At 35.2% G+C, this 14,730-nt stretch carries 15 protein-coding genes and 1 riboswitch; of the genes, 2 read left to right on the top strand and 13 right to left on the bottom strand.

Translation table 11 applies throughout. From position 1 onward, the window contains the following. Positions 1-160: 160 nt before the first annotated feature. Positions 161-295, bottom strand: a riboswitch (FMN riboswitch). Between the two features lie 156 nt (positions 296-451). The 12 genes from FD33_RS10915 to FD33_RS10865 all read right to left on the bottom strand — a co-directional run bounded on the left by FD33_RS10915 (position 452) and on the right by FD33_RS10865 (position 10,314). Then, entirely contained in the window at positions 452-1,198 is a 747-nt protein-coding gene (locus FD33_RS10915; RefSeq protein ID WP_025086433.1) for a gamma-glutamyl-gamma-aminobutyrate hydrolase family protein, read from the bottom strand. A gap of 272 nt (positions 1,199-1,470) precedes the next feature. Then, positions 1,471-1,839 (bottom strand): dihydroxyacetone kinase phosphoryl donor subunit DhaM, encoded by a 369-nt coding sequence (gene dhaM / locus FD33_RS10910; RefSeq protein ID WP_025086021.1) that lies wholly within the window; start codon positions 1,837-1,839, stop codon positions 1,471-1,473. Between the two features lie 2 nt (positions 1,840-1,841). Beyond that, positions 1,842-2,426, bottom strand: a complete 585-nt coding sequence (dhaL, locus tag FD33_RS10905) for a dihydroxyacetone kinase subunit DhaL (RefSeq protein WP_025086022.1) — start codon at positions 2,424-2,426, stop codon at positions 1,842-1,844. A gap of 15 nt (positions 2,427-2,441) precedes the next feature. Next, complete coding sequence (dhaK, locus tag FD33_RS10900) at positions 2,442-3,434, bottom strand: dihydroxyacetone kinase subunit DhaK (RefSeq protein WP_025086023.1); 993 nt, start codon at positions 3,432-3,434, stop codon at positions 2,442-2,444. A gap of 292 nt (positions 3,435-3,726) precedes the next feature. Further along, positions 3,727-4,539, bottom strand: a complete 813-nt coding sequence (locus FD33_RS10895) for a Cof-type HAD-IIB family hydrolase (RefSeq protein WP_025086024.1) — start codon at positions 4,537-4,539, stop codon at positions 3,727-3,729. 11 nt (positions 4,540-4,550) lie between these two features. Then, positions 4,551-5,312, bottom strand: coding sequence for a Cof-type HAD-IIB family hydrolase (locus tag FD33_RS10890; RefSeq protein WP_025086025.1), 762 nt, complete (start codon positions 5,310-5,312; stop codon positions 4,551-4,553). A gap of 121 nt (positions 5,313-5,433) precedes the next feature. Continuing rightward, complete coding sequence (locus tag FD33_RS10885; protein WP_025086026.1) at positions 5,434-6,747, bottom strand: Sapep family Mn(2+)-dependent dipeptidase; 1,314 nt, start codon at positions 6,745-6,747, stop codon at positions 5,434-5,436. 11 nt (positions 6,748-6,758) lie between these two features. Then, the gene (locus FD33_RS10880) at positions 6,759-8,075 is read right to left on the bottom strand and encodes a PTS sugar transporter subunit IIC (RefSeq protein WP_025086027.1); all 1,317 of its coding nucleotides are present in this window, start codon (positions 8,073-8,075) and stop codon (positions 6,759-6,761) included. Positions 8,076-8,090: 15 nt separating this feature from the next. After that, positions 8,091-8,615, bottom strand: coding sequence for a GrdB-related putative oxidoreductase (locus FD33_RS10875; protein WP_025086028.1), 525 nt, complete (start codon positions 8,613-8,615; stop codon positions 8,091-8,093). 16 nt (positions 8,616-8,631) lie between these two features. Continuing rightward, a complete protein-coding gene (locus tag FD33_RS12975) occupies positions 8,632-9,069 on the bottom strand; it encodes a UTRA domain-containing protein (protein WP_227005361.1) in 438 nt (145 codons plus the stop codon). Positions 9,070-9,159: 90 nt separating this feature from the next. Continuing rightward, positions 9,160-9,348, bottom strand: coding sequence for a winged helix-turn-helix domain-containing protein (locus FD33_RS12970; RefSeq protein WP_234031732.1), 189 nt, complete (start codon positions 9,346-9,348; stop codon positions 9,160-9,162). Between the two features lie 12 nt (positions 9,349-9,360). After that, complete coding sequence (locus tag FD33_RS10865; protein ID WP_025086029.1) at positions 9,361-10,314, bottom strand: N(4)-(beta-N-acetylglucosaminyl)-L-asparaginase; 954 nt, start codon at positions 10,312-10,314, stop codon at positions 9,361-9,363. Between the two features lie 378 nt (positions 10,315-10,692). On the opposite strand from FD33_RS10865, the gene guaD reads away from it, so the two are divergent. Both guaD and FD33_RS10855 read left to right on the top strand, forming a co-directional pair. Further along, positions 10,693-12,030 (top strand): guanine deaminase, encoded by a 1,338-nt coding sequence (gene guaD, locus FD33_RS10860; protein WP_025086312.1) that lies wholly within the window; start codon positions 10,693-10,695, stop codon positions 12,028-12,030. Beyond that, positions 12,020-13,369, top strand: coding sequence for a uracil-xanthine permease family protein (locus FD33_RS10855; RefSeq protein WP_025086311.1), 1,350 nt, complete (start codon positions 12,020-12,022; stop codon positions 13,367-13,369). Before guaD ends, FD33_RS10855 begins: the two co-directional genes overlap by 11 nt. Positions 13,370-13,428: 59 nt before the next feature. On the opposite strand, the gene FD33_RS10850 is transcribed toward FD33_RS10855, so the two are convergent. Continuing rightward, positions 13,429-14,283 carry a GGDEF domain-containing protein gene (locus tag FD33_RS10850; RefSeq protein WP_235806960.1) on the bottom strand — a complete coding sequence of 285 codons (855 nt, stop codon included), beginning with the start codon at positions 14,281-14,283 and terminating at the stop codon, positions 13,429-13,431. Positions 14,284-14,730 lie beyond the last annotated feature (447 nt).

Genomic DNA, 14,730 nt, shown 5'->3' with positions numbered 1-14,730 from the left:
TATGAGTTCTTTTTTATTTTCTTCTTACTCGTTGCACTTCAATTGTAAATTCGTCCCACAAAAAAAGCCCTGCAATTATGTTTGCAGGGCTTTCAAGATAAGCTAAATAAGACCTCATACGAGAGCAGTCCAAAAAAGACTTATCAATAGCATGAAATATTATTTTCTTCTACCATCCTGACTTTACAGTCGGTTCTAGATTTTCACTAGATCCACCGCTTACGCGGGTCACGGACTTCAATTTCTAAGAATTGTTACCGTCGGTCGGGAATTACACCCTGCCCCGAAGAAATCTATTCAGTTTTCAAAAACGATAATACTATAAAAAAATTATTTTGACAAATATAGTTTTATTATATTTTATTTAATAAATTAAAAAGTAGAATTATCAGGATTGATTAATTCAAAGTCGACAATTCCACCAGTTTTATTTATATTCAATTATTTTTATTTAAATCGAACCACTTTCCATCCTATTTGGATTACCAATGCGGGAAATGAAATCACTAAATAAGGCCAATTCTTGTGAATCATGACGCCACAAATTTTCCGGATGCCACTGGACTGCCTGGATACTGGCATCATCATTTTCAATAGCTTCAATTACTCCATCAGAAGCCGTCGCTACAACCTTAAAAAAATCAGGTACTTCCTTAATAGCTTGGTGATGTCGAGAATTGACAAAGACATTATCACCAATAGTTTTATACAGTTTAGAGTTATAGTCTACTCTTACAAAATGAGTGGGTTGATCTCCGGGAGCTTGTTGCTTGTGTTTAATTAATTTGCCTGAGTACTGAGTTCCTAAATCTTGATAAATCGTTCCACCTAATGCTACATCGATCATTTGCGCACCACGACAGATTCCAAAAATAGGAATTTTTTTAGCGACAGCAGTCCTAATCATCGCAATTTCGAAACGATCACGATTGCGATTAGTCACGCCTAACTTAGGAATAGGTTCTTCTCCCATGAAACTAGGGTCAATATCTGGTCCACCGGAGAAAATAATTCCATCCATTCTCTCAATTAATTGATTTACTTTATCGACTGGTAGAATCGGCAATCCTACAGGAATACCACCTGCCATTAACACCCCATCAACAATTGGTCGTGGTACGAAGTCCATCAATTTTTGGTTTATTACGTCAGTCGCCCCTAAATAAACATCTGCAGTAATACCAATTAATTTGCCCATAGAGTTGAACCCCCTTTTTATAATTTTAATTGTAAGATTAGCACTCTAAATTAATCTGTCAAATATTTTATTAATAATATTAAATAAATACTAATAAAAGTCTAATATTTTCACTTATTATTTAGTATAATAAAGCTGATTCATACAATCAACATTAAAGGGTCTCTAATTTTATAGACATTTTGGACAGGACTAATATTCTTTTCTAATGAAATTTAATAAAGAACAAAAAATCCAACAATCAAATATTAAATTGTTGGACTCTTATCAATCTATTTTATTTTTAATGGTTCTAAATTGGTTTCAATTGTGGCTAATGGTGACTCAACTTCAGCCAATGTAGCAGCTGTATAAGCTCCTTCTACTAGGGCAACATCGTATTTATGAATCTTCTTATCAGTCATTTCCATCAGCATTTCGAGATTCATTTTCGAACTTCCTAAATCATAAAAAGCTAATATCTCATCGCCAGTATTATCATCTACCGCCTTTTGAATTTTCTCTAACGATGAACCAATTTCATTATCGTCAGTTCCTCCAGCTGTAGTAATTGACAGGTCTGGTGCGGCTTGAGAAATTAATTTTTTTACACCCTCAGCAATTTCAAATGAATGCGACACGATCACTATTCCGTATTTCATTTTTATTCTCCTAACACTTCGAGTAAGGCTTCAAACAGATAAGCACTTGATTGTGAACCAGGATCCAAATGACCTTTAGATTTTTCTTCCAGGTAACTAGCACGACCTTTAGTTGCAACCATATCCTTTGTAGCATTTAAGGCATCCTCTACTACGTTCTTAGAAAAATCATCAGATTTCAATGATTCTGCAACTGGTTGCCAAACATCGATCATGGTTTTCATACCAACATCAGATTGTCCACGGCGTTTCAACCCATCGCACCCTACTTGAACTAACTTAGCCAAATCAGTTGTTTCTTTAGCTTGCTTCGACATATCTAAGAAAGCCGTCCCATACAAAGGACCAGAAGCTCCACCAACTTTTTGAATCATTGCAAATGCAACTGTCTTGTATAGTTCAGCTAAATCAGCTGGTTCTTTCTTAGAAAGCGCGTCAGTAACTGCCGCCATGCCTCGAGCCATATTACTACCATGATCCCCATCACCAATAGCCGTATCGAGCTCATTTAGTTCAGACGTATTAGCCTCAACTTTTTTTACAAATAATTCTATCCATTTTTTTGTATCTGCCAAATTTAATTCCATTAGTTTGCTCCCTTTCTACCAACCAATTGTTGCTACAGGTTCCTTCAACATTTTGATCCAATCATCGTCAGCTTTCATTATCGTCAACGAAATACCTTGCATATCCAAAGATGTCACTTGATTACCAACTTTGCTGAAACCAACAGAAATATTATCAGCTGCCAGTTCGTTTAAAACATCATTAGCAAAAATATATTGTTCCATCAAAGGTGTAGCACCCATACCATTAATTAATACTGCAAAATTACCTGTTTGGTCAGGAAACTCACCCATAATCTTTTTAATCAATTCATGAGCCAGTTCCTTTGATGGTTGGATCTTCTCAACTGAATAGCCACGTTCATTATGGATACCAATACCATATTCAATTTCATCATCACCCAATTCAAAGCCTGGATGACCAACAGCAGGAACAGTAGCGGCATGTAGAGCGATTCCGACCGTTTTAGTACTATCAATTACTTTTTGACCCAAAGCAGCCAGATCATCCAGATTCATGCCCAAACGAGCAGCAGCACCAACGATTTTTTCAACTAGGACCGTTCCTGCTACTCCACGTTTACCTTGAGTGAATTCACTATTTTCTACAGAAATATCGTCATCCACAACGATTGATTTAATTTTGATATCATCAGCTTCAGCCATTTCTTTAGCCATATCAAAGTTCATAACATCACCGGAATAATTCTTTACGATCAACAAAACACCCAAACCATGATCAACGGCTTTAATAGCCTCATAGATCTGATCAGGAGTTGGTGAAGTAAAGACCTCACCAGCAACGGCGGCACTCAGCATCCCATCACCAACATATCCAGCATGTAAAGGTTCGTGACCACTACCACCACCGGATACAACACCGACTTGTTTTTCTTCAGCAAATTTGGAATCATTTCTCACAACCGCAGTTGTACCATCAATCTGTTTCACTAAATCACTATTAGCTTTTACAAGTCCTGAGATCATTTCAGGAACAATATCCTCAGTTTTATTAATGATTTTTTTCATAAATTGCCTCCCGTTAGCGTTTTCAATACTTCTTCATTATATTACTTTTCCGTAAATTCTGGCAAAAACAAAGAAGACTGGAAAGTAATCCAGATCGATTCTTACTCCAGACTAAATAATTTTTCAATTAGTTTTCTTGTGGTAAGTATCTTTAATACGCAATTTTGTAAAATAAAAACGACCTCTATTAAGAGATTCAAGTAAAGGATCTATCTTGAATACTTAATGAAAGCCGTTCTTTTGCTTTAGAGTTTCTATATTCGTAGATTAAAAATACTAAAACGCCGGATTCCTACAAAGCAAACTTTTCAATAGCTAAACCAACACCATCGTGATTATTGTCAGCAGTTACATAATCGCTAGCGGCCTTGGCACCATTAGTAGCATTTTCCATTGCAATTCCCTTACCAGCTACTTTTAGCATAGGGATATCATTATCACGATCTCCCATAGCCATAACCTGACTTAAATCAATCTTCAATTGAGCAGCCAACTGTTTAACGGCCTCACCTTTATTGACATCCTGGGGAAAGATCTCTAAGAAACCAACACCTGTTCGTACAACAAAATAGTCTTGGTCAAAATGTTGATGAACCATTTCTGAAATTTCATCCAATTGTTGCTCAGGTCCATTGATAATTGCCTTAACAATTTCAAAATCATCTGGTAATTCTTCTGGTTCACGAATATAGAGACCATTATCATTTTCAAAAGCTTGCGTAATAGTATATTTGTCAATCTTTTCCACATGACTAGTATAGGTATTACCCTTATCATCGACCACATTGTAATGCAATTGGTTCCTTTTAATGAAGTCAACAAATTCACGATAAAATTGGTTATTCATCGTTCTCGAAAAGATAACTTTTCCGGCCATATTTTCAATCATGCCACCACCATTAGTAATCATGTACTGATTTTCACCACTAATTCCTAATGTTTTAGCATAGCCTGTAATCGCATTATGCGTTCTGCCAGAACATAAGACAACTTTGATTCCTTGCTCTAAAGCTTGTTTAATTATTTTTTGATTCTTAGCAGATATTGTTTTTTCAGTAGTTAATAATGTATCATCCATATCCAAAGCAATCAGTTTATAATTCATCAAAAGCCTCCTCATTTTAAAACATATTTCTCAATTGCTTGACCAACACCACTATGATTATCATCGGCTGTAACCTCATCACTAATGATTTTTACATTTTCTGGTGAATTGCCCATAGCAACTCCTAGCCCTGCAAATTTGATCATTGGAATATCATTGTCTAGATCTCCAATGGCCACAACTTGTTCTGGCTTTATTTTTAGATGTTTAGCAAGTTTTTCCAAAGCTTTACCTTTATTGACCTCTTTAGGGAAAATTTCAATATCACGTTTACTTGTGACGACGACAAAAAATTTAGCATCGTATTTTTGATGAAGTTTTTCCGCTGTTTCTTCTAAATTGCGCTTATGAGTATGAATCATAAATTTAGCGATTGCCAAATTTGTGTTTAGCATACGTTTCTCCATCCACTCTTGATAAGAATCATAACTATTGCCTTCAATATCAATCAATACATAATTAATTTTCTCGGACTTTAAATCACGAGCAATATTTTCACAAGTATTATTTTCCATTACTTTTTTATAAATAATTTTTTTGTCTAAACTCTCAATAATGTTCCCACCAGAGTTAATCATGTATTGATCAGCTCCGGAAATGCCTAGTTCTTTATAGGCGTACGCAATGCCATCATATGCTCTTCCGGAATTAAGAACTATCTTCACTCCTTGGGCCATGGCCTTTGAAATGGCCTCTTTATTTTGTTCTGTAATTTCCTTTTTACTGTTTAATAATGTACCATCCATATCAAGTGCAATTAATTTATAGTCCATGATGTTCTCCTTGCAATAATATCTATTTATCATTGTAACCCTTTACAGGAATAAAATGATTCAAAAAAGCAGATACTTATTTAGAGAAAAGTTACTAACTCTAATAAATATCTGCTTTTTATCATTGTTCATCAACTAACTCACTAATAAAACAATCATAATAAATTTGCATCATCATCAACCAATCACTATATTTCAACCATTCGTCACCTTTATGAGCAATTCCCTTTTGACCAGGAAAAGACGGTCCAAAAGCAATAATATTAGGCATCTCTCGTGCATAAGTTGCTCCAGTAGTTGTTACCGGCTCCCCATTTAATCCAGTGTCTTCCTCATAAATTTTTGAGAACTTTTGCATATAAGATAAATCTTTATCCTTTACAGTAGATGGAAAACTACGATTAATTCTTAATTCCATCCTTTTCAAAAATTGACTTTTAAGTTGTCTCAAAATCATATCTTCAGAAATAGTCACCGGATAACGCATTGAAATACTAAAATTCAATTCATCAATGCCTTTTTCTAAATCATAAAATGATAATTGAAGTTCACCTGAATCTTCATCTTGATAATCTAATCCTAAATTTTTACCATTATATTGATTGGCTATTTTCCGATTGAGCCATTGGAATAATTTACCTGTTTGTCCAGTTAAGTCTTGATTATCCTCAACTAATTCTGGCAAAACGTTTTTAGCCATGTCTGGAGCATTGCTGGGTGCTTTCTTACCATGGTATTCAGTCTTTTTACCGTTAACAGTAATGGCTGCATAATCTGGTAAAAAACTATGATCGAATACTCCTTTGAGTGAATCAATTTGTTCCAATGACCCATCTGTAATTGGCAAAGTAACAGTTAAATCAACGATCCCTCTTTCTCCATAGACAATGGGAAATTTACAATCAGGTGTAAACCCGGCATATGGTGGTTTTTGTTCTTTTAAAAAATAGGGAATATCACGGCTTCCCATTTCTTCATCAGTTCCAAACATAATCCGAATTCGTTTATTTAAAGGAATTCGTTGTTTTTTAATTAAATATAGTGCAAATAGTGTTGATAGTAATGGTCCCTTATTATCTAGCACTCCACGACCATAGAAATATCCCTCTCTTAAGGTTAGGTCAAAAGGTGGATAATTCCAGTCATCCACAACATCAACTACATCAAGATGACCCAGAACTCCGAAATAATCCTCAGTCTCTGGCCCGTATTCAGCCCAACCTACACAATTACCAGCTTGACCAGTTCTAAAGCCTAACTTTTTGGACAAATTCAATATATATTCTAAAGCACGTTTGGGTCCTATTCCAAATGGAGCCTGATAAGTTTTATGACCATTAACACTAGGAATTCTAATCAGATCCGTGAAATAAGTTAGAAATTCATCTTTGGATTCATCAAATAATTTTTGAAAGTCTGTTCTAATCTCTTTCAATTTTATTCTCCTTAAATATTACTAAAATCAATATCCACATCCTCTGCCTCTTCAGCAACTGCTTCTTCATTCAAATACTGTTTATCTAGCATCTTAACAAATGGATAGTAAATTAGAACTCCAAGTACTAATTCAAACAGCTGTAATACAGAAGCCAACCAACTTCCCGTCGAAAGCCATCCGGAAATCAATGGTGGAGTTGTCCATGGCAACATAACCCCGTTAGTATAAGGAATCCAATGTAAACTAAAAACAATCCCCGAAATTAAAGTATTCACAACTGGCACAATAATAAATGGGATAGCAATAATAGGATTTAAAACAACTGGTAGACCAAAGATCAAAGGTTCATTAATACCAAATATTCCTGGAACAATGGCTAATTTACCCAGTTCTTTAATACGCTTTGATCTACAAACGAATAACATTACGATCAGAAGTGACAGCGTACTACCGCCACCACCGTATGTTGTAAAAATATCAATAAATTGTTGTGTATAAATGTGAGGTAAAGCATGTCCACTTTGGAAAGCTTTAAGATTATCTTGAGTCAAAACAAAGAAAATCGGCGACCAAACACTATTTGTAATAGTTGGTCCATTGATACCAAAACACCAAAGTAACGAGGCTAAGAAATTGTAAAGCAATACTGATGGTAATGAATTACCAACGTTCTTTAATGGTGCTTGTAACATTGTATAAATGAAATTATAAGCCGTACCAAAATCAGTTAAACTAAAAATAATTCTAACTAAAAAGAATGCCAAAATTACAAAACCACTTGGTAGCAAAGCATCAAAAGATTCACTTACTGCTGGTGGAACACCATCAGGCATTTTTATAGTCCAATTACGTTTAATAGCAAAGCGGAACAATTCAACACTGACTAAGGCTGTAAATAATCCTAAAAAAATACCATTAGGCCCTAAATAAATTGTTTGGACAGCGCCAACCGTCTTTTTACCAACTTCAACTGTGGTTGGAGTCATAATCAAGAATGAAACAATTGCTACCGCACTGGCATGGACCGCACGTAGACCACGGTTTTTACCATATGCATAAGAAATACCAAAACATGCTAAAAGACCAGTAAAACTGAACACAGAGTCAGAAACAGCACTAAACCATTCTGTCCATTGAGGGCCAAGAATCCCTGTCCAAAAATCTGCCCAACCGGGAATTGGAAAATTTCCAATCAATAAGAAAATAGAAGTAACAATAATTAAAGGAGTAATAATTAGAAAACCATCACGTAAGGAACGTAAAACTACGTTGTTGGCTAACTTTGTCGCCACAGGCATTAATATTTGCTCAAATTTCTTTTGCATGAAGATCATTCCCTTCTAAAAACAATATTTATTCACAAATTCAGTTGTATCTTCTTTCTTCACTTTTTTAGCACACAATTCAATTCCTTTATCAATAGAATCTGATAAACCCGTGCCACCCTTTTTAGGCATTTTAACAATATTCAATTTGTCTTTATACTCAGAAATAATATCAGTATTTTTTTCTTGAGCTACCATTGCCACAACCGGAATTTCTGAGTTACTTTCTACTGCATATCCTACTTCACAAGCCATTTTTGCAAAGTCACTATAATCATAAGTTGGCCCAACCAATAAAATATCCGGCTGCATCTTTTGACACATACGAGTGATTTTACCTTGAACAACTTCCTTATTGGCTTCATAAAATTCTGTCCCACAGAAAAAAGTAGCCATAATTGAGGAATCCTTCTTTTTTAAAGTTTTATCAATCGTATCGGCTGCACCCATCGCCAATTTCTTACCACCTAATTCGGTATCGGCTTTTTCCTTACCACCTAGACCAGCTTGAATTTGGTCTAATAATATAATCACTTTCATTTTTCCAACCTCCTAACTAATGATGACGATACAAGATATTATGAAAACTATATTTATCAGATCGATAGTACGATTCGTCATGTAAAACTGGATATCCATCAGCTGAATATGACGTCGTATGAGCCAAAAAAGTTGGTTCTCCTGGTTTACTTTTCAAAAGTTCACTTACTTTTCCTTCAAGAATAACTGCCTCCAACTCTTGGCTGGCATAGGCAATCGAAATATTTTTTTCAATCATTTTAAATAATGACGTAGCTGCATTTTCCTTTGTTAAATCAGGTACAAAGCGTTTTTGTAAATATATTTCTTCATGCGTCAAAGGCTCGCCATTACCCAATCTTAATCGTTCCAATTTCCAAAGCGATTCATCGCCTCGTAACTGAAGTTGCTTTTTTATCAACGAAGGTACTTCTCGAGCTGTCTCCAAATTCAAAACAACTGTTTCTGGTTTTATATGCTGTCTTTTAGCTACTTCACTAAAACTATATAGTCCATTTAGTCCACTGGAAATTTTCTTAGTTTCGGGTGATAAAACAAAGGTTCCTCAATTGCGATCTTTTACAACTAAATCACGCCTTTGTAACTCTTCTATAGCTTTTCTAATCGTTAAACGTGAAGTTTCAAAACGAAACGACAATTCATTTTCTACTGGTAATTTTTGATGAATTCCAAATTCACCATTCTTGATATCCTGTTCCAACTTATCGGCTATCTCACTATATAAATACTTCATAAAAACTCCCTCTTAATCTATCGGAGCCTTGATCCTTTTTTCATAAGCATCCAACCACTCTTGAGTAATTGGATTGATCTTAGTCTTATTGCCATCCTCTGGATAAGCAATATAAATCTTAGGTTCCTTAGTCTCTGTTCCTACAGCAAAAGTGAATTCAACATTTGTTGCCACACCCCATTGACCTTCTTTATTGAGAGCAACCAATGAGAATTCACCTGCTTTGCCATAGCGTTTCTTTAATTTTTCAACGAACGGATAAACAGCTTGGTCACATGCTTCTTGTGGGTTTAATCCGGTTCCCATCAAACGAACAATTTCATAGCAGAGGCACCCTTTCATAATATCTTCTCCTAATCCAGTTGCAGCTGCACCACCAATCTCACTATCAGCATAAAATCCATCTCCCACCAGAGCTGAATCCCCAGTTCTACCAGGTTTCTTCATAAATAATCCTGATGTAGAAGTACCTACCGAAACTGATCCGTTCTGATCAAGACTTACCATCCCCACAGTATCGTGACCATCGTAAGGTGAAAGATTTTTTTCGGCTATCTCTCTCTTTCTCTTTTCCCAAATTTTTTTAGCACGATCGGTCAGCATATTTTTTCGCTCAAAGCCATTCTGTGATGCATATTGAGTAGCACCTGTTCCTACCATGACGCTATTAAAATGCTCATGACTTAATCTCTTGGCTACCGAAATTGGATTCTTAATATCACTGATTCCCATCACAGCTCCAACTTCAAAAGTATCACCATTCATAAAAGCAGAATCCATTTCTACCAAGCCATTAGCATTGGGCAATCCACCATAACCAACTGATTTAAAGAAAGGATAATTCTCTACTTCTTTAATAGCTTCTTCGACAGCATCCGAACTTTTTCCATTAGTCTTTAAAAGATCCATTCCTTTACACAAACCTTCATAAGCCATTCTCCAAGTACCAATCATTGCATAAGTCATTTTATCGCTCCTTTTTGTAATTGATTTCATTTTTAGTGTAGTCATGATTGTATATACAATCAAGAAGTTTTTTTAGTAACTTTTGTAAAGAAATAATTACAATCAGTCTATTTAATTAAAATAAAATATTTTTATAAAAGAATTTCATATATTTTTAATAAATTCATTTTTTAAAAAACAAATTTATTAAATTCTAAATATCCTAATTTAAAAGCAACTACAACCTATTTCAAAATTATTTTTATATTAAAAAATAGTACGTTTCCTTTTTTTGGAAGCGTACTATTTTCTTATTTAAGAAAAACACGAACATTTTACTATTTATTTACACAATCATTCATGTTATTCTAAGGACAACAAATTTTAAGGAAGTGTTAGATTATCACCTATCAAATAGTTTTTGAAGGACCCATCGTTTCTTCGGCAACGTTTGACAAGGCGGATTTTACACCAAAAGTACTTATATGTGTAAACCAGTCAGGCATTATTGACCGTGTAATATCCGTTGAAGATTCTGATTATCAATCTGTCAAACAACTTGCTAAGCAACAAAAGATTCTTCATATCTTACCACCTGGTAATTATTTATTACCAGGATTTACTGATTTACATATTCACGCACCACAGTGGCCTCAAGCTGGTTTAGCTTTGGATCGACCACTTCAGGAATGGCTCAATACGTATACTTTTCCATTGGAAGCTAAGTTTAAGGACCTAGCTTATGCTGAAAAGGTTTACCAAAACCTCATTTCTGAACTTTTAGCAAATGGAACAACGACTGGTCTTTTCTTTGGCTCAGTTGATACCGATGCTAATTTAATCCTTGCAAAAATATGTGCTCGTCTAGGTCAAAGAGCCTTCATTGGCAAAGTTGCAATGGATAATCCAGAACAAACACCTGATTTTTATCGTGATAACTCTTCTCAGGAGGCTCTTAACGAAACTAAGCGTTTCATTGAAAAAGTTCTTCAACTTCAAAAGCAAACAAAAGCTGAAATAACTCCGGTTATCACACCTCGTTTCGTTCCTAGTGGTACCGACGATACTCTTAGCGGTCTAGGAAAATTAGCAGCTGAATACAATCTCCCTATTCAAACTCATTGTAGCGAAAGTATCTGGGAAGATCAGTATGCTATCAATCGTTTTCACAAAAGAGATGCTGAAGTACTTGATCAATTCGGCTTACTAACTGACAAAACAGTTTTAGCTCACGGTACTCAATTAAGTGACAGTGATCTCCAGCTACTTCACAATAAACAAACTGCTTTAGCTCACTGTCCAATTTCTAACGTCTACTTTGGTAACAATGTCATGCGTGTCAAAGTAGCCCACCAACAAAAAGTAAAAGTTGGTTTAGGAACTGATATCTCTGGAGGGTTCTCTCCAAGCCTTTATCGTAATATGCAACAAGCAATCATGTCATCTCAAACTTTACAGGATGAAACTAAACAAAATAGTCGTTTAACAGCTGCAAATGTTTTTTATTTAGCAACTGTTGGCGGTGCTTTAGCTCTTCATCTCAAAACTGGTCAAATTAAGGCTGGTTTCAAAGCTGATTTACAAATTGTTCAAGATCAATACTATGAACTATCATCCAATGAACCTCAACAAATCTTTGAAAGATTGATTTATCACACTAACAAAGAGAACATCAAACAGGTTTATGTATCTGGAAAATTAGTTCACGATAATCTAGGAGAAGAAAATGGAAAATAATAAAAGTAATTTATTAGTTGGACCAGACGATAAAATTGGTCTGGGAGAAGCCGGATTCTTAGGACTTCAACACGTCTTAGCAATGGATATTTACGTACCTCCTATCGTTCTTGCGGGAATGATGGCTATGGGCTTAGGAGATCAAATGGGACTCTTGCAGTCAACTTTCTTAGCTGCTGGTATTGGCACAATCTTACAAACCTTTTTCTTTATGAAAATGCCTGTTTCACAGGGTCCATCATTTGTTCCACTAGGTGCTGCAGCCGGAGTCGTTTTGGCCTCTGGAGGTCTTAAAGGAAACGGAATGGGAACCTTGATTGGTGCCTTGTTAATAGGTTCCATCATTTTAATCATCTTAGGTGCCACAGGTGTTTTCCAAAAAATCATTAATAAATTAGTACCTGCTATGGTTGGTGGTACCATCATCACCTGTGTTGGTCTTTCATTGATTCCTACAGCTTTAAACAGTAATATCTTCAATGCTCCTGGAAATATCGATAAGAATATTATTTTAGCTTCTATCACCGCTTTAACTTTAGTTATTTCTGTCGGAATCAGCTTGAAGTTTCCTAAGGTTCGTCGTTTCTTTAGAACTAGTTCAATTATTTTAGCACTAGGTGTTGGTACCTTGGTATCAAGCATGATGGGCATGTTCGATTGGAAAACTGTTGCTGATGCTGCTTGGTTTGGACTCCCCCAAAGAACTATCTTCCACTGGGGTATCAATTTCTCACCTTCAGCCATCATTACCTTCATTATCATCTATGCCGTAATTACTACTGAAACAACTGGTACTTGGTTTGCTATGGGTGCTGTTACTAATCATAAAATCACTGATAAACAATGGAACCATGGTATTATCGGCGAAGGATTAAGCTGTTTAGTTGCTGCTCTTCTCGGTACAACTCCTGTTACAGGTTACTCAACTAATGCGGGTGTAATTTCCATTACTGGTGTTGCCAGCAAGCGAGTATTCCTTTTTGCCGGAATTTGGTTCTCTATTCTAGGATTTTTCAGTAAATTGTCAGCCTTCTTAGCTGCTATTCCTGCGCCAGTTATCGGTGGTGTCTTCGCTATTATTACCGTTACAATTATGTTAAACGGTTTGAACGTCATCCGTGGTCTTGAAACAACTGATCGTGACCTTTACATTATTGGCCTACCAATTGTATTAACTTTGGCTTTAGTTCTCTTACCAGCTAATGTAACTAAAAATGCTCCACAAATTCTTCAATACTTATTAGGATCACCAATTGCCGTAGCAGCCATTGCCGCTATTATCCTAAATCTGGTTATGCCTAAAAGTCGTAAAACTTCAAAAGTAGAAACAGTTGCATAAAAAAATGGCGTCTATATTTGGATTTATGAATAATCTAAAATATAGACGCCATTTTTATTTTAAGCTACCGTAATTCTCATACGACCATTTCTCTTAGAACGATATAAGTTACTATCAACTCGCGTATAAAAATCATTAGGTTCTGTATCCTTTTTCGAGATCATTGAAACACCAACAGAAATCGTTATTGAAATATCCTCACCATCAATATTGACATCTAAATGATTCAAAGCTGCAAATATTTCTTTAACGATTGGTTCCGTAGAGTTCAAATCATATCCTGGAAAAATCACATTGAATTCCTCGCCACCAGTACGATACAACTTAACTTTAGGATCATTAGCATTGATAACCGTATGGACCACATCAGCAACGTGTTGCAAAACCTTATCACCAGCTAAATGTCCGTATGTGTCATTTACTTGTTTAAAGTGATCAATATCAAACATCATCATCGACAAATCCAATTTTTTTTTTGAACTACTGTCAAATAAGTTATTGATCTCCGCCGTATAAGCAGCATAGTTTTCGGTTTTAGTTAACGCATCGTGATTAGCAAACTGTAATAGCTTTATTTTTAATTGACTATCACGCAAAATCATTCCTACATAACTAAAGAGTAAGGCTTCAAATATAATTAAGTAACCCCATTCTTCGAAGAACGTTGCCATTGGCAATCCAAACTTAATCTTCATGCATAACCATAGCATCCCTCCAAAAACAGTTCCCATTAACATATAACACACGAATGGATGACGATACTTTTGACGACGACGTAACTTGTTTAATGAAATGTAGAAAATCATTAAAATAATTCCGTGAAGCCATGATTCCCAATAACCGATTGAACTATTGAAAACCATATACAGAATCATAATTGGAAAAAAGTAGTACATTGGAACTTTTATATTCAAGAAATAGGCACAGAAAATTAATCCTATTAATTGAAAATTCATAAACTGCCACGATATGGGAGTTCCCACTAAAGTGGCTTGCATACTAAAAATGAAAATTAACATATACAAAACTCCAAATATGGAGTTTAGTGAATCATCGTCTATTTTAATATTTTTAGAATGTAGCAACGTCTTTAATCCATCATAGAGAACTTGGTATAGCGTAAAGATTCCCAAAATGAAGAAAACACTTGTTATAAATGGTGATACATGCCACACAGACCATGTCAAGGACGCATAAACCTCCTCAGTTTCAATTTTATTTGATAATTTATTTAATTTGGTAGATTGTAAGATTAAATAGAATTCTACCCAGACGAAAAATTTGGATAGAAAAAGGGCAATGGACTGAAGTGCCCTAAAATTGTTAGACATAATCTAACAACTTTAGGAGCACTTTTTTTA

This window comes from Companilactobacillus paralimentarius DSM 13238 = JCM 10415, assembly GCF_001434985.1.
Lineage (GTDB): Bacteria > Bacillota > Bacilli > Lactobacillales > Lactobacillaceae > Companilactobacillus > Companilactobacillus paralimentarius.
Note: the sequence above shows the minus strand (reverse complement) of the source record. Positions and strands in the feature narration are given on the sequence as shown.

Bases quoted from the DNA above. Each gene is read 5' to 3' on its own strand.
- FD33_RS10880 (WP_025086027.1), bottom strand. From the start codon at position 8,075: ATGCAAAAGAAATTTGAGCAAATATTAATGCCTGTGGCGACAAAGTTA.
- FD33_RS10895 (WP_025086024.1), bottom strand. From the start codon at position 4,539: ATGAATTATAAACTGATTGCTTTGGATATGGATGATACATTATTAACT.
- FD33_RS12970 (WP_234031732.1), bottom strand. From the start codon at position 9,348: ATGAAGTATTTATATAGTGAGATAGCCGATAAGTTGGAACAGGATATC.
- FD33_RS10865 (WP_025086029.1), bottom strand. From the start codon at position 10,314: ATGACTTATGCAATGATTGGTACTTGGAGAATGGCTTATGAAGGTTTG.
- FD33_RS10875 (WP_025086028.1), bottom strand. From the start codon at position 8,615: ATGAAAGTGATTATATTATTAGACCAAATTCAAGCTGGTCTAGGTGGT.
- FD33_RS10915 (WP_025086433.1), bottom strand. From the start codon at position 1,198: ATGGGCAAATTAATTGGTATTACTGCAGATGTTTATTTAGGGGCGACT.
- FD33_RS10855 (WP_025086311.1), top strand. From the start codon at position 12,020: ATGGAAAATAATAAAAGTAATTTATTAGTTGGACCAGACGATAAAATT.
- dhaM (WP_025086021.1), bottom strand. From the start codon at position 1,839: ATGAAATACGGAATAGTGATCGTGTCGCATTCATTTGAAATTGCTGAG.
- dhaL (WP_025086022.1), bottom strand. From the start codon at position 2,426: ATGGAATTAAATTTGGCAGATACAAAAAAATGGATAGAATTATTTGTA.
- FD33_RS10890 (WP_025086025.1), bottom strand. From the start codon at position 5,312: ATGGACTATAAATTAATTGCACTTGATATGGATGGTACATTATTAAAC.
- dhaK (WP_025086023.1), bottom strand. From the start codon at position 3,434: ATGAAAAAAATCATTAATAAAACTGAGGATATTGTTCCTGAAATGATC.